Origin of the sequence: Enterococcus sp. DIV1328a (assembly GCF_050536905.1) — a bacterium.
GTDB classification, from domain to species: domain Bacteria; phylum Bacillota; class Bacilli; order Lactobacillales; family Enterococcaceae; genus Enterococcus; species Enterococcus faecalis.
The window spans coordinates 2,193,766-2,213,654 of record NZ_CP172912.1; the positions used below are offsets into that span (position 1 = coordinate 2,193,766).

The 19,889-nt window shown below is 36.7% G+C and carries 20 protein-coding genes; 9 read left to right on the top strand and 11 right to left on the bottom strand.

Features of this window, described 5'->3' with window-relative positions:
* The first annotated feature begins 91 nt into the window (after positions 1 to 91).
* Both IGL93_RS10450 and IGL93_RS10455 read left to right on the top strand, forming a co-directional pair.
* Positions 92 to 826, top strand: coding sequence for a tRNA1(Val) (adenine(37)-N6)-methyltransferase (locus tag IGL93_RS10450; RefSeq protein WP_002356457.1), 735 nt, complete (start codon positions 92 to 94; stop codon positions 824 to 826).
* The gene (locus tag IGL93_RS10455) at positions 816 to 1,082 is read left to right on the top strand and encodes a GIY-YIG nuclease family protein (protein WP_010707201.1); all 267 of its coding nucleotides are present in this window, start codon (positions 816 to 818) and stop codon (positions 1,080 to 1,082) included. Before IGL93_RS10450 ends, IGL93_RS10455 begins: the two co-directional genes overlap by 11 nt.
* Before the next feature lie 66 nt (positions 1,083 to 1,148).
* Here IGL93_RS10455 and IGL93_RS10460 read toward each other — a convergent pair whose 3' ends face one another.
* The 3 genes from IGL93_RS10460 to IGL93_RS10470 are packed head-to-tail and all read right to left on the bottom strand — an operon-like array spanning position 1,149 to position 2,737.
* Complete coding sequence (locus tag IGL93_RS10460; RefSeq protein ID WP_002356454.1) at positions 1,149 to 1,844, bottom strand: 5'-methylthioadenosine/adenosylhomocysteine nucleosidase; 696 nt, start codon at positions 1,842 to 1,844, stop codon at positions 1,149 to 1,151.
* Positions 1,845 to 1,859: 15 nt separating this feature from the next.
* The gene (gene macP, locus IGL93_RS10465; RefSeq protein ID WP_002356451.1) at positions 1,860 to 2,156 is read right to left on the bottom strand and encodes a cell wall synthase accessory phosphoprotein MacP; all 297 of its coding nucleotides are present in this window, start codon (positions 2,154 to 2,156) and stop codon (positions 1,860 to 1,862) included.
* Positions 2,153 to 2,737, bottom strand: a complete 585-nt coding sequence (locus tag IGL93_RS10470; protein ID WP_002356449.1) for an NUDIX hydrolase — start codon at positions 2,735 to 2,737, stop codon at positions 2,153 to 2,155. Before IGL93_RS10470 ends, macP begins: the two co-directional genes overlap by 4 nt.
* 402 nt (positions 2,738 to 3,139) lie before the next feature.
* Between IGL93_RS10470 and IGL93_RS10475 the strand changes: the two genes are divergently transcribed.
* The 4 genes from IGL93_RS10475 (at position 3,140) to IGL93_RS10490 (ending at position 6,552) form a co-directional block, all read left to right on the top strand.
* Positions 3,140 to 3,820, top strand: coding sequence for a 5-bromo-4-chloroindolyl phosphate hydrolysis family protein (locus IGL93_RS10475; protein ID WP_010713149.1), 681 nt, complete (start codon positions 3,140 to 3,142; stop codon positions 3,818 to 3,820).
* A gap of 19 nt (positions 3,821 to 3,839) precedes the next feature.
* On the top strand, positions 3,840 to 5,027 hold the full coding sequence (locus IGL93_RS10480) for a toxic anion resistance protein (RefSeq protein ID WP_002356447.1): 1,188 nt from the start codon (positions 3,840 to 3,842) through the stop codon (positions 5,025 to 5,027).
* Positions 5,028 to 5,171: 144 nt separating this feature from the next.
* Positions 5,172 to 6,011 carry an NUDIX domain-containing protein gene (locus tag IGL93_RS10485; protein ID WP_002384084.1) on the top strand — a complete coding sequence of 280 codons (840 nt, stop codon included), beginning with the start codon at positions 5,172 to 5,174 and terminating at the stop codon, positions 6,009 to 6,011.
* Between the two features lie 16 nt (positions 6,012 to 6,027).
* Positions 6,028 to 6,552 (top strand): GNAT family N-acetyltransferase, encoded by a 525-nt coding sequence (locus tag IGL93_RS10490; RefSeq protein WP_010776053.1) that lies wholly within the window; start codon positions 6,028 to 6,030, stop codon positions 6,550 to 6,552.
* A gap of 44 nt (positions 6,553 to 6,596) precedes the next feature.
* On the opposite strand, the gene IGL93_RS10495 is transcribed toward IGL93_RS10490, so the two are convergent.
* The 4 genes from IGL93_RS10495 to recX form a co-directional block, all read right to left on the bottom strand.
* Entirely contained in the window at positions 6,597 to 7,082 is a 486-nt protein-coding gene (locus tag IGL93_RS10495; RefSeq protein ID WP_002356444.1) for a hypothetical protein, read from the bottom strand.
* A gap of 137 nt (positions 7,083 to 7,219) precedes the next feature.
* Positions 7,220 to 8,344, bottom strand: a complete 1,125-nt coding sequence (locus IGL93_RS10500; RefSeq protein WP_002368824.1) for an LCP family protein — start codon at positions 8,342 to 8,344, stop codon at positions 7,220 to 7,222.
* A gap of 180 nt (positions 8,345 to 8,524) precedes the next feature.
* Positions 8,525 to 9,709, bottom strand: coding sequence for an A/G-specific adenine glycosylase (gene mutY / locus IGL93_RS10505; RefSeq protein ID WP_010776054.1), 1,185 nt, complete (start codon positions 9,707 to 9,709; stop codon positions 8,525 to 8,527).
* Entirely contained in the window at positions 9,699 to 10,499 is an 801-nt protein-coding gene (gene recX / locus IGL93_RS10510) for a recombination regulator RecX (RefSeq protein ID WP_010713146.1), read from the bottom strand. Before recX ends, mutY begins: the two co-directional genes overlap by 11 nt.
* A gap of 131 nt (positions 10,500 to 10,630) precedes the next feature.
* On the opposite strand from recX, the gene rlmD reads away from it, so the two are divergent.
* Positions 10,631 to 12,001 (top strand): 23S rRNA (uracil(1939)-C(5))-methyltransferase RlmD, encoded by a 1,371-nt coding sequence (gene rlmD, locus IGL93_RS10515; protein WP_002359466.1) that lies wholly within the window; start codon positions 10,631 to 10,633, stop codon positions 11,999 to 12,001.
* Between the two features lie 71 nt (positions 12,002 to 12,072).
* Here rlmD and IGL93_RS10520 read toward each other — a convergent pair whose 3' ends face one another.
* From IGL93_RS10520 to IGL93_RS10530, 3 genes are all read right to left on the bottom strand, one after another.
* Positions 12,073 to 12,321 (bottom strand): GlsB/YeaQ/YmgE family stress response membrane protein, encoded by a 249-nt coding sequence (locus IGL93_RS10520; protein ID WP_002356434.1) that lies wholly within the window; start codon positions 12,319 to 12,321, stop codon positions 12,073 to 12,075.
* Between the two features lie 180 nt (positions 12,322 to 12,501).
* Positions 12,502 to 15,624, bottom strand: coding sequence for a beta-galactosidase subunit alpha (ebgA, locus tag IGL93_RS10525; protein WP_284954678.1), 3,123 nt, complete (start codon positions 15,622 to 15,624; stop codon positions 12,502 to 12,504).
* Positions 15,557 to 17,056, bottom strand: a complete 1,500-nt coding sequence (locus tag IGL93_RS10530) for an amino acid permease (RefSeq protein WP_002359464.1) — start codon at positions 17,054 to 17,056, stop codon at positions 15,557 to 15,559. Before IGL93_RS10530 ends, ebgA begins: the two co-directional genes overlap by 68 nt.
* 148 nt (positions 17,057 to 17,204) lie before the next feature.
* Here IGL93_RS10530 and IGL93_RS10535 point away from each other — a divergent pair, with 148 nt between their 5' ends.
* Entirely contained in the window at positions 17,205 to 18,035 is an 831-nt protein-coding gene (locus IGL93_RS10535; RefSeq protein ID WP_002356429.1) for an AraC family transcriptional regulator, read from the top strand.
* 318 nt (positions 18,036 to 18,353) lie between these two features.
* Positions 18,354 to 19,226 (top strand): LPXTG cell wall anchor domain-containing protein, encoded by an 873-nt coding sequence (locus IGL93_RS10540; RefSeq protein ID WP_025192003.1) that lies wholly within the window; start codon positions 18,354 to 18,356, stop codon positions 19,224 to 19,226.
* Between the two features lie 249 nt (positions 19,227 to 19,475).
* On the opposite strand, the gene rplL is transcribed toward IGL93_RS10540, so the two are convergent.
* On the bottom strand, positions 19,476 to 19,844 hold the full coding sequence (gene rplL / locus IGL93_RS10545; protein ID WP_002356427.1) for a 50S ribosomal protein L7/L12: 369 nt from the start codon (positions 19,842 to 19,844) through the stop codon (positions 19,476 to 19,478).
* Positions 19,845 to 19,889: the final 45 nt, after the last annotated feature.

Below are 19,889 nucleotides of genomic sequence, written 5' to 3' on the forward strand. Positions count from 1 at the left end.
CCTACTAATCTAGGGAACAGATTTTGTCATACGGGTTTAAAAGTAGTATAATACATGAACAATCAGATGAAAAGTTGGAGGTTCTTAATCTATGTTATTATCCGGCGAACGGATTGATCAATTATATGCGGATGATATTCAAATTATTCAAAGTAAAGAAGTCTTTTCTTTTTCCATTGATGCAGTCTTATTGGCTAATTTTCCGCAACTACCAAAAAAAGGCAAGATTGTCGATTTGTGTGCTGGCAATGGCGCGGTCGGCCTCTTCGTTAGTCGGAAAACAGCTGCAAAGATCGACCAAATCGAATTACAACCTCGTTTGGCAGATATGGGTCAACGAAGTATTCTATTAAATAAATTGGAAAAACAAGTAACGATGTATGAACGTGATTTAAAACAAGCGACAGAAGTCATCAAAAAAGATTCTGTGGATTTAGTACTATGTAACCCCCCATACTTTAAAGAACGACCAACTAGCCAAAAAAATCCAAACCCGCACTTAGCGATTGCCCGTCATGAAATTCACACGTCTCTTCAAGAAGTGGTCACTGTGTCGGCGGATTTATTAAAAACAAATGGTCGCCTCGCAATGGTTCATCGTCCTGATCGTTTCCTGGATATTTTACATGCCATGGAAAACGCCAATATTGCGCCGAAAAAAGCTCGGTTTGTTTATCCGAAGCCAGGCAAAGAAGCTAATGTTTTACTAATTGAAGGCATTAAACAAGGCAAAAAAGACGGTTTTCGTGTGTTACCACCTCTTTTTACATACAATGAAAAGAACGAATACGAAGCAGAAATGAAGGCTATGCTGTATGGAGAATAAGAAATCCCATTATTTTTATGTTTTACTTTGCCAAGATGGTTCCTTTTACGGTGGCTATACAACTGAGCCAGAACGTCGATTAACCGAACATAATAGCGGAACTGGTGCAAAATATACTCGATTAGCCAAACGACGGCCAGTCGAAATGATTCATACAGAGAAATTTGAAACACGTAGCGCGGCCACCAAAGCCGAAGCCGCCTTTAAAAAATTAACGCGCAAACAAAAAGAACAGTATTTAAAAACTTTCCATTAAGTGACAATAAGCAAAAAGAAACAGCCATCATTTCATTGATGAAATGATGGCTGTTTCTTTCTCTTTTTAAACTAAGTTTTCGACAAAATGAATAACCATTTCGGCTGATTTTTTCCCAGCTTCATCGATGAATTCGTCAAAGCTTTGAGTTGCTTCGCCATCTGCTGTATCACTCATTGCCCGTACAACTAAGAATGGAATATTGAACTGTGAAGCCGCTTGGCCAATTGCTGCGCCTTCCATTTCACAAGCTAAGGCTTCAGGAAACTCTTTCTTAATTTTGGCGATTTTCTCAGCGCTATCCACAAAAGTATCTCCAGTAACAATCAATCCTTTACGAATAGCTAAACCAGTTTTTTCAGCAGCTTTCGCAATTTCCATCCGCAAGTATTCACTTGTTTCAAAATACAAAGGCACGCCACCAGGCAATTGTCCATAGGCATAACCAAAACCAGTGACATCAACATCAAAGTAAGCTAATTTGTCTGCAATGACTAAATCGCCAACTTTTAGTCCTTCACCGATACCACCAGCAGAACCTGTATTAATCACCATATTTACGCCATATTGATGAATCAATAAAGTCGTGGTCACAGCTGAGGCCACTTTACCAATTCCTGAACGAACCACAATCACCTCATGTCTTCCTAACGAACCAGAAACAAATAAAGCGCCTGCTCGTTCCCATGACATTGTGTCTGTCAATTTTTCTTTTAGAATTTTGACCTCTTGATCCATTGCTCCAATAATTCCAATTTTCATAGTGATTCCTCTTTTCTATAAATTCAAAACGATATATGCCACAACGGCTAATAAAATCGCTACAATAATAATTGCCTTGTTTAACCAAGTACTCCGTTCTCGACGCTTCGAGTATTCTCCTACTCGTGACTTGTTGATTGGTTTTTGTTTTTTCTTTTCTTTACGATAAAACGTCGAAATTTCTTTTTCTTTTCGCTTATACGCTTTTTCCGCCAGCTTCTGCTCTTCTTGCTGACGACGTTCCGCTTCTTTTTCTTCTGCTTCTCTGCGTTTGCGAAGCTCTGTCCGAGTGACTAACGGACCTTTGCTCATTGCGTGTCCTCCTTAAACTGTCTCTGCAGTAAATACAATTCCCAGTATTGTATAGCAAAAAGTGTTTTGGCATCACAAATCGTGCCTTTTGCCACCTCTGCTTTGGCTTCAGCTATTGTTAGCTCGTAAAGTTCCAAGATTTCATCTTCATCTTGAGGACGCGGATTTTCGACTTTCTGCAAATCCGTTGCCAAATAGAGAGCCAATTTTTCATTAGCAAATCCTGGTGACAGATACATTGAATTTATGTAGGTAAGCTGACCTGCACGATACCCAGTTTCTTCTTCTAATTCCCGCATAGCCGTCGTTTCCAGTTGATTTTCTTCTCCAGGATCAATTTTTCCCGCCGGAATTTCTAAAATTACTTGTTCCAAGGGTTTTCTAAATTGTTTAACTAAGACGATTTTTCCTTCTGCGGTTAACGGAATCATAGCTACTGCGCCTGAATGAAAAACCAATTCGCGTTTAGCAGTGCCGCCTGTCGGTAAAGCCACGTCATCCAAAAAAACATCAATAATCTTTCCTTTAAAAATTTCTCGACGTTGAAGTGTTTTTTCTTCGAAGTCCTCATAATTTAACATATCTTTCACCAACCTTTCTTGTTTATCATACCCTAAAATGATAAAAATCGCACCCCTTCTTCTCTAGTTAAACCCTTTTCAAAGAAAAAAATTTATTGCTTTAGAAAAAAATTACATTTTCGAAAAAAAATAGACATAAAAAATTCACAACTTCCTTGTATTATTTAAGCATACCAACAAACAACCCTAACAAAACACTTTTTCATTTTTAACTCCTTTCCCGTCCTACCCCCAATTAGGACGGGTCTTTTTTTGCGTTTTATACTTTTTTTCTTAGGATTTCACTAAATCATAAAATACATCTTCCGCTGTATGTCTTTTCTCTCACAGAGTATGCTAAAATAACTATTGTAACGAGAGCTGACTCTTTCGAGGATTAGATAGATAGGAGGAACTATATAAATGAACAAATTAAATACAAAATTACTGATTGGCTATATTCTTTTAGGAGCCTTAATCATTGCTGTCGCTAGAGAATATGGCTTCTTCGCTTTTGTGATTCTGGTAGGCTTTTTAGGATTCGTTCTCTATCGAAAAAAGAAAAATGCCGCCGACAAGAGCGATCAAATGCCTTACTTAACAAAAGATAAAGAAGCCCATTATCGTGAGTTGGGGTTATCTCCACAAGAAATTGATTTTTTCAGAAGTACAATGAGCACAGCCAAAAAACAAATCATACAATTACAAGAAAACATGAATCGTTCAACTAAATTACGGGCGATTGACTTACGTAATGATACTACGAAGGTTTCTAAAGCTCTGTTTAAAGAGTTAGTGAAAGAACCTAAAAAGTTACACTTAGCCAATCACTTTCTCTATACACATTTACCAAATATCGTTGACTTAACAAGTAAACATTTAGAAATCGAACAACATGAAGTAAAAAACAAACAAACGTATGAAAAATTAGAAGAAAGCGCACAAATCATTGACCAATTGTCAAAATTAGTTAAAAATGATTATGAGGAAATCGTTTCCGATGACTTAGACGATTTAGATGTCGAAATGTCGATCGCTAAAAGCAGCTTGTCGCAAAAAGCTGCAACTGAGGAATCACCTCAAGTAAACGAAGACCAGCAATAATCATTAGGGAGGAAAAAAAATGACTGAGCAACAACCCAAAGAAACAACATCTGTAACCAATACATTGGATGATTTATTAAGTAATCCATTTTCATCAATGGATGAACTAACACCAACGCAACAAAATGAACTATCTGAGTTAAAAGAACAGCAAGCAGCTCCTCGTTTAATTGATAAATTACCACAAGAACGTCAAGCCCAAGCAAAAGAGTTAGCTTCAAAAATTGACGTCCAAGATTCACAAGCAGTAATTACCTATGGTTCAAATGCCCAAATCAAACTCGGCGAATTTTCGCAAGCGATGTTAAACCACGTTCAAGCACAAGACATTGGTCCTGTTGGTGATTCACTGACCGATCTAATGTTTCGTTTAAATGAAGCCAATCCCAATGAATTACGTGCTGGCGAAGGCAACTTTATTCAAAAAATGTTAGGTAAAGTCAAACAATCCGTTTACGAAATTACCGCCAAATATCAAAAAATTGGTGCGCAAATTGACAAAATTGCTGTCAAATTAACCCATGAAAAAGATGGTCTTTTAAAAGATAATGCCATGTTAGATCAATTGTATCAAAAAAATAAAGATTATTTTGATGCCTTAAACATCTATATTGCCGCTGGGGAATTAAAAGCAGAAGAACTACGGACGCAAATTATTCCTGAAGCCATGAAAAAAGCGGAAGAATCTGGGGATCAAATGGATGTCCAAATTGTTAATGATTATAACCAATTCCTAGACCGTTTAGAAAAAAGAACCCATGATTTACGCTTGGCTCGTCAAATTACGATTCAACAAGCCCCACAAATTCGTTTAATTCAAAATACTAACCAAGCCTTGGCTGAGAAAATTCAATCATCGGTGAATACAGCGATTCCGTTATGGAAAAACCAAGTAGTCATCGCCTTGACCTTACTCCGTCAAAAAGATGCTGTGACTGCTCAACGTCAAGTCTCTGAAACCACCAATGACTTACTGAAGAAAAATTCAGAAATGCTAAAAATTTCTGCAATTGAAACAGCAAAAGAAAACGAACGTGGCCTAGTCGATATTGAAACATTACAAAAAACACAAAATGATTTAATTGAAACTATCCAAGAAACATTACGTATTCAACAAGAAGGAAAAGAAAAACGCCAAGCTGCCGAAATCGAACTTGGCCATATGGAAGAAGATTTGAAAAATAAATTATTAGAATTAACACAATAAACAACGTTTAGAACAAACTTCTTATAGTACAAGCCTGGGACAAAAATCCAAAGTGATTTTTGTCCCAGGCTTGCTTTTCTTTTTACGCTTGAATATTGTATTTCAGCCACTTAATGATACAATAAAAGAAAACCATGTTTCTTTTTGAAAGGAGGAGCAATTGTGCCACAATTTGCTTCTAAAGCCGAAGAAAAAAATTATTATGAACGCCAAGCTAGCTTAGCAGAGTTTCTAACTTGGTATCATCAACAAGAATTACCTGAATATGAAAAACCCTCTTTAACCGTTGATATGGTTCTTCTTTGTTACAACAAGGAAGCTGATCAATTAAAAGTCTTACTGATTCAACGTAAAGGTCACCCCTTTAGAAACTCATGGGCGCTTCCTGGCGGTTTTGTTAATCGTAACGAATCTACTGAAGATAGTGTTTTAAGAGAAACAAAAGAGGAAACTGGTGTGGTGATTTCTCAAGAAAATATTGAACAATTACACAGCTTTAGTCGCCCAGATCGTGATCCTCGTGGCTGGGTCGTGACAGTCAGCTATTTAGCCTTTATTGGTGAAGAACCTTTAATTGCTGGCGACGATGCCAAAGAAGTCCACTGGTTCAATCTTGAACGGCATGGTCAACATATCACGTTATCTCATGAAGATGTGGAAATTACTTTAGACTTGAAAACAGCGGCCTCTCTTGGTAAAGATACATTAGCCTTCGACCATAGTGAAATTATAATTAAGGCGTTTAATCGTGTTGTTGATAAAATGGAACATGAACCGCAAGTGCTTCAAGTCTTAGGAAAAGATTTCACCATTACGGAAGCCCGTAAAGTTTTTGCGAAGTTCCTCGGCGTTGATTATCGCAGCATTGACCATTCAAATTTTAAAAAAGCCATGACACAATATTTTGAAGAGTTAGGTGAACGTCCCGTTGGCATTGGCCGCCCTTCAAAAATTTACCAATTGAAAACAACAACAGGTTTCTAAGAGGAGGGAATATTTTTTGACTGTTTACTTAAGAAAAGCAGAACCTTCTGATTTGCCTGACATCCTTGCTATCATTGAAGATGGACGCCGCACCTTACAAAAAAGTGGCATTCCCCAATGGCAAAACGACGATGGCCCGAATCAAGAAATTTTAGCAAAAGATATCGACCAGCAAACTTGCTATATTTTAATGGTTGATGATGCCTTGGCAGGCGTTGGTGTTTTATGTTCGGAGATTGATCCTGCTTATGAAGCGATTTTTAATGGTTCTTGGCAACCTCATTCTCAAGCTACGTATACAGCAATTCATCGTGTTGCTCTAAAAAGTTTCTTTCAAGGTCAAGGACTGGCTTTGGTGCTTTTGCGCTCACTGGTTACAGCCGCTCGTTTGCAAGGTGCTACTGATATTCGAATTGATACACATCCACAAAATCTCGCTATGCAGCACCTGATTAAAAAAGCTGGCTTTGTTTATCAAGGTGACGTGATTTTAGATGTTAACGATGGCGAACGTTATGCTTATCAGATGATATTGAAATAAAAAAGTTAGGGATAACTGCCAGATTGACAGCTATCCCTAACTTTTTACATCTTATGAACACTATGAGCGCTTTGAATGCCCTCACAGGCTTCTTTACAAGCTTGATTAATTAATAAATAAGAGGATTCTTTTTGGCGGATTCCTAATTGATATTTCAATTCATCTGTCACTTGGCAAGATTCACTTAATGCCTCTAACCAGAAAAATACTCCTTCTTTATACGTATCTAATCCTTCTAGCAAGATTTTCGTTGCTTCTTTATCATAATACGGCTCTAAATTTTTACGAAACATCATTTCTTCTGTAAAAAAACGATTCACATTATTTCGGCAAAACATATAAGTGTCACGGCCTCTCCGATGTGCAGCCTGATTACAACCGTATTCTTGAACTTCTTTAGAGATGGCTTTGAAAATTTCGTTGTATACTTCAATTCTTTGCATAATTGACAAAATGGTATCTGTATAACTAAACATAACTCCTTGCTCCCTTCCCCTTCTAAGTAACAAAAATTTGCTTGTTACTTTCATTATAAAGGGAATGTTGGGTTTATATCAAATGATACGCTGTTTCCTTGCTAAAATCCTTCGTTTTTTCCTTAGAAGAATAATAAGTAAGCGGATTATTTAATCTGTTATGTTCGGATTTTCTACACTTGGAAAATAAATTATTTTATAAAGCCATTTTCCGTTTTAACTGATGGCAACGGGCCAGTCTGTGTATTGCCAGGAACACCAATATACGTATTGCCGTTGATAGAAGTCATTTCGTTTTCCTCAGCTGCTTCATCTTGAACGGTATAATCACTTTGATATAAAAATTCACCGTTCGTATGGAAGACATAGCCGTCTTGATCTCGTTCATCTGGCTTTTCTAAATTTAAAGACACACGTAATTGATGACGGACATTTTCAATACTATCTGGATATAGTTCAACCATACTGCGCCCTTCATTACTAAAAGTGCGCCAGTCAAAAGAAAGCTGTTGTTTATCATAATTGGTCCAAGTCAAACCTTCTTTGACTAAATGAGTCAATTCATTGGAATCCACATCAGTTTGAATGTTTCCATTTAACGAATCAATAATGTCCATTATTTTCATGATTGATTGACCAGATTTCAACTTGTCTTCAACTGCTTGAATAATTTCTTGTTGTCGGAATCCACGCATAATATCGTTATCGCTATGTCTTTCACGGGCATAAGATAAAGCTTTCGTACCATCTAAATGCTGTTTCCCTGCATCAAAATGAATGGATCCTGGCCCGTCTTTGGTGACACCATCAAACGCCTGCTTGACATTGACATCTATGCCGCCAACTGCATCAATTAACTTAATAAAAGATAAAAAGTTAAACACAACGTAATGATTGATTGGAATATTCAATAATTTCTCAACGGTGTTAACAGAAGCTGTTGGTCCATCGTAGGTATAGGCGGCTTCAATTCGCTGCATCCCTTGGTAATTTTTCGCATCAATTTGCACAAAACTATCCCGTGGCAAACTTAAATAGGTTATTTTCTTCGTCTTGTTATTCACGGTAATCACCATCATAGCATCAGTCCTAGTTGTGCCTAATTTCCGTTCAATTGTATTGTCTAGACCCATGACCAAAAACGATTGACTATCTTTATTTTGCGCTTCAGTATAATCATTTTTTATGGGGACATAGCCTTTATCAATCGTTTTCTTTAAATAACTACCCGCTACAGCAAAGTATGCTGAGCCGACTGTGACAAAAAACAAAATGATGACTAAACTAATTAAGCTGATTTTTCGCTTCCTACTCATTGGCTGTACTTCCTCTCTCTTGAAAAGTCTCCACCATCATTACTACTCCTCTAAGCAGACAAGAGACAAGTCTATCTTACCAGTCCCTTTCAAAACTAAACATAGCAGAATTTATATAGGGGTATAACCTAGAGGAAACAAAAAAGAGGGGCTTGTTTGTTTAAAAGTCTCTCTTTTTTGTTATTTATTTTTGTGTTCTTTTTTGAACAATTCCACCATTTTTTGCTGTGGTTTTGGAAAAACATAGTCCGAAAATTGTTGTGCTGCTACCCATCGCTGCGACTCTAGTGTGGCTAATTCGCCTGTATTTCGGCCATAAAAGACTAAGATATGCCATTTTAAATGACTGAAAATATGAACGACTTCGCCTAAGGCACGTTTTTGCCAGACAACTGTTTCATAGTCCGTAAAAAAGCTGACAGGTTCTTCAGCGACCAAAGGCTCTGTTACAGGCTCTAACTCTAAAGTTAATTGTTTTTCCGTTTCTACTGGTTGCGCCATTTTTTGCAATTGTTGAAATTGTTTTTTGCTAATTTCTTCAATCGGAAACAGCCACATATTGGCTAACAAACCGGTTTCAGGGCGTTGTTCTAATAAAAATTCTTGCTTTTTATTTTCAATAATAGTGCCGACATAATACACATCTTTCGGCTTAACTTTTTTTGATTTGACTGGATAAGCGGTCATTTTATCTGCCTGATAGGCCGCACAATATTGCTGAAGCGGACAGCTTTCACACTTAGGTGAAGTTGGGGTGCAGACGGCTGAGCCTAGATCCATTAAGGCTTGATTAAAATCCCCTGGACGCTCACGATCGATGATTTTAAGCATCGCCGCTTCAAATACTTTACGACTACTCGCTTTTGCAATATCTGCATCAATTTCAAATAAACGGCTCACTACCCGCATGACGTTACCGTCAATTGCTGGTTCGGGTAAATTAAAGGCAATACTGCCAATCGCACCAGCCGTATAGGGGCCGATTCCTTTTAAACTCCGAATATCTTCGATTGTGTCAGGCATTTTCCCACCAAATTCTGAAACAATCTGTTGCGCTGCCACTTTTAAATTACGCGCTCGTGAATAGTAACCTAACCCTTCCCAAGCTTTCAACAACTTATCATCTGGCGCTTCCGCTAAATCTTGAATCGTCGGAAACCATTCCATAAATCGATAAAAATAATCAATGACTGTATCTACGCGAGTTTGTTGTAGCATAATTTCAGAAATCCAAATACGATACGCATCTGTATTCGCTCGCCAAGGTAAATTGCGTTTTTCTCGTTCATACCAAGCTAAAAAATCTTCCTGGAATGAACTAACTTTTGCGGGACTCCACGCCTCCCAAGGCTCTTTATTCGTCATGTTCTACTTCCTTTTCGCTAATAAATTGCTGAATCAAATCATAGTCAAACCCTTTTTGGAATAAGCTTTGTTTGACTTTTTGGACTTTTTTAGAAAAATCAAATCGCTGATTGGCACGCCATAAACGTTCGCCTTCCTTGTTTAACGCTTGTTGTTCTTGTTCTTCGTCCTTTTCAAAAGCTAAAGATTCCAAAGCTAGATCAATGATTTCATTTGTAAAGCCCTTTTGCATCAGATGCAGACGCGTTTTCTGTAGTGCATCTTTAAAACTTTTAGTTCGATAGCGTTTCATGGCCTTTTCTGCAGTTGCTATGGCAACATTAAGCTGTTCATCTAACGTATAAAAGGTCAAGCCATGCTGAATATCTTCTTCACTAATGCCTTTTTGCTTTAATTGTTGTGCCACATTTCGTGGTCCTTTATCACTGGTTCGCATAGCTGTCCGTACGTAACTTTCACTAAAAATTGCATCATCCAACAACCGCAGCTCTTCTAAACGTTGAACGATTTTTACTCGATCTTCAGGTACAATTTCTTTCTCTTTTAAATAAGTAAAAATCTCTTTCTTTGAACGTAATTGATAGCTTAAATAATTCATCGCCATTTGTAACCCGACATCATAAGAACTGGCTTTTTTTATTTCTTCTATTAAAGTATCTGATAACTCTTGGCCTTTTAGCAGACGCTGCCGTACTAAAATATCTTCCGAGACACGCAGTTTTTCGCCTGAAGATAGCCAAAGTAGATAAAATTCACCTTTATCTTTACTAATTCGTGTGATTGTTGTCATCTTATTCTCCTGCCCCTCTAAATCAGAACATATATTCTACTATACCATAGAATCCTTGGAAGCCAAATAAATAAAAATGTGCTAAAATGGGAGGAAGTGAAAAATGTGAGATGACTAAAGGATGAAAGAATATGACCCAACAACTAGTAAAAAAAGGCCAACAAATTTCTTTAAAAATTAAACGATTAGGAATTAATGGCGAAGGTATCGGCTATTATAAAAAATTAATTATTTTCGTTCCTGGGGCGCTACCGAAAGAAGAAGTGACTGCCACGATCACAAATGTTACACCAAAATTTGCTGAAGGAACCCTTCAATCTGTCAAAAAAGCTGCTAAAGATCGCGTGGTCCCTCCTTGTCCTGTCTATGAAACATGTGGCGGCTGCCAACTACAACATTTAGCCTACAAAGCACAATTAGACTTTAAAAAAGATTTATTAAAGCAGGCGCTTAACAAATTTAAACCAGCCAATTATCAAAACTATGAACTACGAAAAACAATTGGGATGGAGAATCCTTGGAATTATCGAAATAAAGCCCAATTCCAATTACGCCAAATCGATGGCCAAGTAGAAGCTGGTCTCTATCAAGCTGATTCACATCAATTAGTACCGATTGATAACTGTTTGGTCCAACAGCCTGCGACAACCAAGGTGATGAATACATTAGTTGATTTATTGAATGACTTTCAATTACCAATTTATGATGAACGTAAAAATAGTGGTATCTTTCGAACATTAATGGTTCGAGTGGGCATCCAAACTGGCGAAGTCCAAGTAGTGTTCATTACACAATCGCAGAAATTTCCACAAAAAGAAAAAATGGTTCGCGCAATTAATGAACAATTACCAGAAGTTGTTTCTATTATGCAAAATGTCCAAAATAAAAAAACCTCTCTAGTAATGGGTGATGATACCCTTCACTTATGGGGCAAAGAAAGCATTGAAGAACACATTAACGACGTTGTCTTTGATTTATCGCCGCGAGCATTTTTCCAATTGAATCCAGAACAAACGGAAGTTTTATATAATGAAGGAATCAAGGCCTTAGATTTACAACCAAATGAAACTGTTGTTGATGCTTATTGTGGCGTCGGGACCATTGGCTTAAGTTTAGCGAAACAAGCGCATCAAGTTCGTGGTATGGATACCATTCCCGCCGCAATTGACGATGCTAGATTCAATGCAAAACGACTTGGTGTTACGAACACACATTATGCTGTTGGAACAGCTGAAGACTTATTACCTAAATGGTTCAAAGAAGGCTTTAAACCTGATGCCATTGTAGTTGATCCCCCACGGACTGGTTTGGATCGTAAATTATTAACGGCCCTTTTGAAACAACCACCTAAGAAAATGGTGTATATTTCTTGTAATGTATCCACGTTAGCACGTGATTTAGTTCAATTAGCCAAAGTATATCAAGTAGACTATTTACAATCTGTTGATATGTTTCCACAAACCGCTCGTTGTGAAGTTGTCGTAAAATTAACGAGAAAATAAAAAAAGGCACCAAGTTTCACGAAATTCGTGAGACTTGGTGCCTTTAACTAATTAAACAATTATTTACTTAATTAGCTATTTTTTCGTCCGAAGAAGAATGAAACCACAGCAACTAAAATTACTGCCCCAATAATTGATGGCACAATTGCCATACCTGCTACGTGAGGACCCCAGCTACCTAAGATTTTTTCTCCGATAAATGAACCAACTAAACCGGCAACGATATTCGCAATCCAACCCATTGATTGACCTTTGCTTGTAAGCGCGCCAGCGATAGCACCGATAACAGCACCAACGATTAAAACCCATAAAGTATGCATAAAATAATTCCTCCTAAATGCTTTATCTAGCGAATAATTCGCTATGTTACTATTATGGACTACTTTTATTAGATAACAAAATAGTTTGCTTGTTTCCATGAAAAAAAAGCAATAATTTCTGATAATTTCATTAAAAAAACTCAGAACAGGAGACCGAAGTGCACTGTTCTGAGCTTTTATTTAAGAAATTGTTGGTCGTTTTACTCGTTCATGTGCGACATCCGCTGCTTGAATCTCTTTATTATTAAAAGGTGTTAAGCGGAATGCCAATTGGAATTCTTCAAACGTAGTCCGGTATTTTTCTAATTGCCACTGGCCACAAGAGTAGCTACCTAGGGCGTTTTGTTTGTAATCGATATTTAAAACAACATACTCACTTTCTTGTAATTCATTGGTATGCTTAGCAACATCTAGCGCTTGTTCTTCAAAATAAGAAACACTAAAATTATATGAATCAGCCGCTGTTGCTACTACCCCTTGGCCACGATCATCCGTGAATGCGGACCATTTAGTCGCCATGTGGTTACCATTGGCTTGTGGAACAACATAATTAGTGAACATTTCCGCTACTGTAGCATCATAAACGCCAAGTAAACCAGCTTCTTGTGAATCTACATAGTTTTCTCTCGGCCCTTTACCGAAATATTTTACTTCTGATAGAGACTTGTCTAAATGGAGAGTCACACCCAAACGTGGTAACATATCTGGCGCATTTTCAATTTTACCGGCAGGACTACCTTTTAAGTCGAAGAAAATTTCGCCATTTGGTGCAATTAAATACTGATAGGTACATTGATAATGCCAAGCACTGTTAGTCGTTCCGTTAATTGTTTTTACGATGACTTGGATAAAATCATCAACTTTTTTCCACTCAAAAGAACGGACAATTTCATGCTCTAAATGTAAGAAATATTTCTTCTTCATTTCATCAATAATTTCCATATCATTACTGATCGGTGCCCGCCAAAATGTAAATTTCGGCCCTCTATGCAATAATTTTTTACCATCTCGTGTCACATTCGTTAAGGCGCCCTTCACTTTATCAAAATTAATTGAAAAGTTTGGTCCTTCAATGTATAAATGAGGGCCAATTTCCTTTGCCATCATCGTGCCAACTGGTGTGATCTCGATCCCTGGTGTTGCAATTGGCAACTCAAACTGTGCGGTAGCTAATTCATGACCAGCAGATGCATAGGCGGTCGTTTCTTTCAATTGATATGAAAGAGTTAAATAATAGGCGGCTCCTGCCTTTTTAGGAAAATCTAAATGATAAGGTAAGTGCAGTCTTCCTTCTGCTCTAGCAGCAATTGTTGGCACTGCTACTGTCCCTGATTGAATCACTGTTTGATCTTCAGTAATTGTATAAACCAGCTTAAAGATAGCCAAGTTTTCAAAGTCAAACCGACTCAATAATGAGAATTCACCTGACAGAACGTCAATAGCGCTAGTTGTAATGGGTTCAATGACTTTTTTGTATTCATACAAGCTAGGAGATGGCGTACGGTCAGGCATCAACATCCCATCAATACAAAAATCTTTGTTACTTGGATCATCGCCGAAATCGCCGCCATAACGATAATAAACTTCACCGTTATCTGTTACAGATTCAATGCCATGGTCAAACCATTCCCAAATAAAGCCACCTTGTAATTTATCATGAGCATAAAATAGCTCTTGGTATTCTTTTAAATTCCCAGGGCCATTCCCCATCGCATGACAATATTCACATAAAATATGCGGTTTTTTTGAATTTTCAATAATCGTATTCATCAGTAATTCTCTAGTTGGGTGTTCCAACCAAGTATACATTGTAGAATAGACATCCGTGACCTCTGCCTCAAAATCACCTTCATAATGAACCAAACGTGTTGGATCCATTTCTTTTGCAATACGGGCCATTTCAATAAAGTTATGACCAAACGCAGATTCATTTCCTAACGACCAAAAGAGAATTGATGGATGGTTTTTATCCCGTTGAATCATCCGTACCATCCGAGAAACATAAGCCGTTTCCCATTCTGGATCGTTACTAATCCAATCATATTCTCCAGTTAATTCAAAGCCGTGACATTCCAAATCAGTTTCATCAATCACATACATTCCATATTCATCGCATAAATCATAGAAATAAGCAGATGCTGGATAATGACTGGTTCGAATGGCATTAATATTAAATTGTTTCATTAAACGAATATCTTTTTCAATTTCTTCACGACTAACCACTCGACCATTTTTCGGATTATAATCATGACGATTCATTCCTTTTAGTTTAATGGCCACACCATTGACTAAGAAAGTCTCACCAGATACATGAATATTTCTGAAACCAACTTTTTGCGGAATAACTTCGACGACTTCCCCTTCAGAAAAAACAGTAATAAATAGTTGATACAAGTATGGTTTTTCAGCTGACCAAGCAGTGACAGACGGTAAACTTGCTGAAAATTCAACCGTACCTTGATTTCCTGCGACAGTCTCTTTAAGAACCGTTTTTCCCTGCTGATCCATCAACTCCAATTGAACTTGTTGTCCTTTGTCTTGCCAAAATTTACCCGTAATTGCCAAGTGGCCATTTTGATACGAATCATCTAAATCGGAAATAATAAAGAAATCTTCCAGCCCATTTTCTGGTACACCGAGTAATTCAACATCACGAAAAATACCACTTAACCACCACATATCTTGATCCTCTAAATACGTACCATCTGACCATTGATAGACTCGCACCGTTAAATCATTTTTTTCACCAATTTTAGCGTAAGGCGTAATGTCAAATTCTGCTTCATTTCGTGCACCTTTACTGTAGCCAACTTCATGGCCGTTCACCCAAACATGATAAGCTGAATCTACGCCACAAAAACGTAAAATGATTTTTTTATCGTAAAATGTTTCATCTATAGCAAATGTTCGTTTGTAAATACCTGTTGGGTTTTCTGTTGGTACATACGGCGGATTAATGGGAAAATTGTACCATAAATCAGAGTAATGCATTTTGCCATATCCTTGGACTTGCCAATTTCCAGGAACAGTGATTTGATCCATTTGGCTTGTATCAAAATCCGTCGCAAAAAAGTTTTCTGGGCTGTATTCTGGCGCTTCTAAAAAAAGAAAATGCCAGCGTCCATTTAAATTTTTGTATGCTTGTGTATATTTATTTTCATTTAGTAAGGCTGTTTCTTTCGAGGGAAAGCTCGAAAAGTGTGCTCGTCCAGGCAACCGATTAATACTATCTACTTTATAATTTTCCCAAGTCTTCATAATCCATTTCTCCTTTACCAACTTCATTTTTTTCTTTTGTTTCATATCGTTTCCAACAAATCCAAGCAAAGCCCATAAAGACAATTAACCCAATAATGTTATACGCCAACATGCCCAGTGGACTAGCGGTTCCTTTCGGTAACGTGCCATTGATTTCTTCCATGATTAATTTTGGATCCGGCACAGTTGACATAAAGAATACAAAGATAAAAATGGCTAATAAGAAAATTCCCGCAATTAAGCCAAAGGTTCGATTACCAAAGCGGAAACTTCTCGGCATTGTTTCTTTTTTCCAACGAAGCCCAATATAGGCGATTAACAAGAACAAGACAGGCACTAATGACGTAGAAGCTGTCATATTAATTAACGTTTCTAAAAAGCTATCCATATTTCCAATTCCTAATGCTGGAATGGCAACTAAAATCGTCACAATAATTCCTTGAACTAACAAAGCATTGGTTGGATTTCCCTCTTCGTTCGTTTTCACTAGCCACTTACCGAAGACCCCATCAGGAATTTCTGAGAAAAATACTTTAACTGGTGCTGCCGTCCACAGAGCCAAAGAACCAAGACTTCCGACAAATAAGATAATTCCTACTAAGCGCACCATCATTGCTGCGGGAATATGGAAATACGTACCTAAAATTTTAAAGATATCAAAAATACCATTTGAAAAATTTCCTTTTAAGACGTCCGTTGGCACTACCAAACCTACAGCAACGGCACCAAGAATATACATGATACCGACCGCAATCGTTGCACCAATCATCGTGCGGACAAACGTTTTATTGCCGCCTTTAACATCCTTAATGTATACGCCGATACTTTCACCACCGCCAACAGCTTGTAAAATCCACGCCATCGTCATGAAAAAAGTCCAATTAAAAGTTGGCATAATTGACGTCGTGGTAAATTCTTGTGCTGGCTCATTGCCAAAACCAAACACGACGACAAAGGCTAAAACCACAAAAGCTACGCCCATAAATAAACGAGCACCACCCGCTAAGCTTGTCACTTTCGAAATCCACGAAACCCCTTTAATACAAACCCATGTCATTAACCAAAATAACAGGATAGAAATCACTGCAATTATTTTAGTACTATGGTTTCCTTGAAAAACGTTTTGACCTAAAAAAGCGTATGAACCATAAATCAATGTATTCGGTAGTAATGAACAGAAGAAAAACAAGTTGACAAAGAAATACGACCAAGCGCCTAAAAATGCCCATTTAGGTCCTAGCACAGATTCCAACCAACTGTGAACACCTGATTCATTTTCAGAATTAGCAGAAGCAAATTCTGCAATCATTAGAATAAATGGTAAAAAGTAAAAAATAGAGCCGAATAAATAGCCTGGAATAGTTGCTAGGCCAATCTGAATACTGTTGTTAACAATGCTGGGAAAGGCAAAAACCGCTGAAAAAGTCATGAGCATCAATGCGACAGAACCTAATCGTTCCCGTGAATGTGTTGCCATTTTACTACATCCTCTCTTTATCAAATTAATTAGTACTCACACATTGTAAAACGCTTACAGTTTTTTAAAAATAAAAAATGTTGCCTATTTCTTGTAAAGATGTTGACTTTTAGAAAGCCTTTACATACTCTTATAAAGAGGTGATAGCATGCAAAATGTTTTTACAAATAATGTCAGCATCCTGATTAATGATCAACCTATTAGCCAAGAATTTCATCTTTATGAAGCTGGCTATGAAAAATGCCGTCCGACAAAACCAACTGAGTTTGCCCCTATTAATTATTGGGTTTTGCATTATTGTAGCGATGGTGAAGGCTATTTTTCAACACCCTTTATGGAAAAACAACACATTACCGCTGGTGATTTGTTTATGATTCCAGCCAATTGTCGCAATATTTATTATCCTAATCGGCAAAATCCTTGGACCTATCATTGGGTCGGTTTTGTTGGAGATCTTTCGTCTCAGTATTTAGAAAAAATAGGTCTGACTACCGAAAATTGTATTTTAAAAGGAACTGTTGATAAGAAATTAGAAAGTTTATTTAAAAATATTTACCAAGAAGCGAAGAAACATAATCATTTTGGCAGTTTAAGTGAAAGCTTTCAATTGTTGAATTATCTAGAGCATCATTCCGTTACACAGCACGAAAATCAAAGCCAACAATTATTTAACCAAATTAAAATGGCTATTCACGAAAATTTTTCAAACAATCTTTCAATTAGTCAATTAGCTTCTGAGTATAACATTGATCGTAGCTATTTATTTAAGCTGTTTCAGCGTTATGAACAAACAAATCCTAGTATCTATGTACAAAACTTAAAATTGCAAAAAGCCTGTTCTCTGTTAAGAAAAAGTTCCTTAACCATCACGGAAATCAGTTTTGAAGCAGGTTTTTCTTCACCTTCTTATTTTTCAAAATTTTTCTTCCAGAAAAAAGAGATGACACCTCGACAATATCGTCAACAGTTTTTGACTTAAAATAAATTGTCATTATTCTTAAATCTGTATTTTTATCCTTTTAAAAGATTGACAAGTTTTCGTTATGCAGCATACTTGTCAATCTTTTATATAATGACTAATTTACTCGAAACTACCATTAAGCGAATACAGTACTTCTATAACCAACACCTTTGAAATATTTTGACACTAATGTAATGCTCTCTATGGATCGTTTTTTTGATAGATTAACAGTTTAAAATTTATATTTTTTATCACCTAGTATATATTCTTAAGCTTTTCTTAATATTTAATTGTTACAAAAATATTTCAAAAATGTTACAATAAGTAACGAAAGGAATGATTAAAATGAAAAAAATGTTTTTAGGACTCTTTTGTTTTGTTTCGATTACCACACTATCAGTTTCTAATGTATGGGCAGAAGATTCGGCTAATGAAGCTTCTGTGGAAAAGTCAACAGTTACTTCTTTAACTCAAGAAACTTCAGCAACAACAATTAATGCTTCAACTGATTCAACAGCACTTACAGCTGAAAGCGAGGAACTTCCATCGCTTCGTCAAACACTTCTTAATTACGTAGGTATGTATGGTTTAACAGAAACCTTGATAAATCGTTTATCTGATGACGAACTGGACTACGCAAAAAAAGTTTCGTTTCATTTTGTAAACCAAGACGTCAGTGGAACAGCGAGAATGATTACTAAATTATATGGTGAGAAACCTATACCGGAGGACTCCTACTCTACAGATTACTCAACATTAACGATTGATGACTTAAAAAATTATTTACCTCAAATTCGACTTTCGTTAATTTATGTATATGATTTAAATAGTGATGTTGTAAATAATTTAAGCGATCAAACACTCATCGATTTAATTAATCAAGTCAAGGTAGACTACGCTAACCAAAATTATCCATCTGATGTTCGTGGCGATTATGGTTTAGCATCAATGGCAGATAAAATAAAAGCAAACGATTATACGTCAATTAATCAAAGTGCTGAAAGTGTTTCTTCGGATACTACTAATACAGAATCTACATTACAAACAACTACAAGCAGTACGAAGAAAGCTACTACATCAAGTTCAACTGAGCACAAAAAGGGGATATTTCCCAGTACTGGCGAAAAAAAATCAGTTTTATTTACCATCATTGGAATCATCTTACTATCTTTAGTTAGTATATTCATTATAAAGAATAAAAAGAAATAGACCTACTATTCAATCATTATTTAAATAATTTGCTTTTTATCAAATAATATTGATAACGAGAACTTATAGAAATTATCAAATCCAGAGGTTAAGATCCTCTGGATTTTCTCTTTAGCTATGAATGCTTATCTTTATTAAACAAAAAGATTATTTTGACAATCAATTCACTAACTTTACCACCATTTAAAAGCTTAATAAAAAAGAACCCTTGCCACACAAGGGTTCTCGAACATTCAAAAGTTGAATGAATTATTTTACTGTTACTGAAGCGCCAACTTCTTCTAAAGCAGCTTTTAAAGCTTCTGCTTCTTCTTTAGAAACAGCTTCTTTAACTGGTGCAGGAGCGCCATCAACTACAGCTTTAGCTTCTTTCAAGCCTAAGCCAGTTGCTTCACGAACTGCTTTGATAACTTTAACTTTTTGATCGCCAGCTGCTGTTAATTCAACAGTGAATTCAGTTTGTTCTTCTGCTGCTCCACCTGCTGCTGGTCCAGCTACTGCTACAGGAGCTGCTGCTGATACGTCAAATTTTTCTTCGATAGCTTTAACTAATTCGCTTAGTTCTAAGATAGTTGCTGTTTCTAACTCAGCAACGATGTTTTCAATGTTTAATGCCATTTTGAATTTCCTCCATTTAAATTAAAATTGTTTGTTTTTTATTTG

Coding starts and splice junctions, on each gene's coding strand:
- IGL93_RS10450 (WP_002356457.1), top strand. CDS start 92: ATGTTATTATCCGGCGAACGGATTGATCAATTATATGCGGATGATATT.
- IGL93_RS10455 (WP_010707201.1), top strand. CDS start 816: ATGGAGAATAAGAAATCCCATTATTTTTATGTTTTACTTTGCCAAGAT.
- IGL93_RS10460 (WP_002356454.1), bottom strand. CDS start 1,844: ATGAAAATTGGAATTATTGGAGCAATGGATCAAGAGGTCAAAATTCTA.
- macP (WP_002356451.1), bottom strand. CDS start 2,156: ATGAGCAAAGGTCCGTTAGTCACTCGGACAGAGCTTCGCAAACGCAGA.
- IGL93_RS10470 (WP_002356449.1), bottom strand. CDS start 2,737: ATGTTAAATTATGAGGACTTCGAAGAAAAAACACTTCAACGTCGAGAA.
- IGL93_RS10475 (WP_010713149.1), top strand. CDS start 3,140: ATGAACAAATTAAATACAAAATTACTGATTGGCTATATTCTTTTAGGA.
- IGL93_RS10480 (WP_002356447.1), top strand. CDS start 3,840: ATGACTGAGCAACAACCCAAAGAAACAACATCTGTAACCAATACATTG.
- IGL93_RS10495 (WP_002356444.1), bottom strand. CDS start 7,082: ATGAAAGTAACAAGCAAATTTTTGTTACTTAGAAGGGGAAGGGAGCAA.
- IGL93_RS10500 (WP_002368824.1), bottom strand. CDS start 8,344: ATGAGTAGGAAGCGAAAAATCAGCTTAATTAGTTTAGTCATCATTTTG.
- mutY (WP_010776054.1), bottom strand. CDS start 9,709: ATGACGAATAAAGAGCCTTGGGAGGCGTGGAGTCCCGCAAAAGTTAGT.
- recX (WP_010713146.1), bottom strand. CDS start 10,499: ATGACAACAATCACACGAATTAGTAAAGATAAAGGTGAATTTTATCTA.
- rlmD (WP_002359466.1), top strand. CDS start 10,631: ATGACCCAACAACTAGTAAAAAAAGGCCAACAAATTTCTTTAAAAATT.
- IGL93_RS10520 (WP_002356434.1), bottom strand. CDS start 12,321: ATGCATACTTTATGGGTTTTAATCGTTGGTGCTGTTATCGGTGCTATC.
- ebgA (WP_284954678.1), bottom strand. CDS start 15,624: ATGAAACAAAAGAAAAAAATGAAGTTGGTAAAGGAGAAATGGATTATG.
- IGL93_RS10530 (WP_002359464.1), bottom strand. CDS start 17,056: ATGGCAACACATTCACGGGAACGATTAGGTTCTGTCGCATTGATGCTC.
- IGL93_RS10535 (WP_002356429.1), top strand. CDS start 17,205: ATGCAAAATGTTTTTACAAATAATGTCAGCATCCTGATTAATGATCAA.
- IGL93_RS10540 (WP_025192003.1), top strand. CDS start 18,354: ATGATTAAAATGAAAAAAATGTTTTTAGGACTCTTTTGTTTTGTTTCG.
- rplL (WP_002356427.1), bottom strand. CDS start 19,844: ATGGCATTAAACATTGAAAACATCGTTGCTGAGTTAGAAACAGCAACT.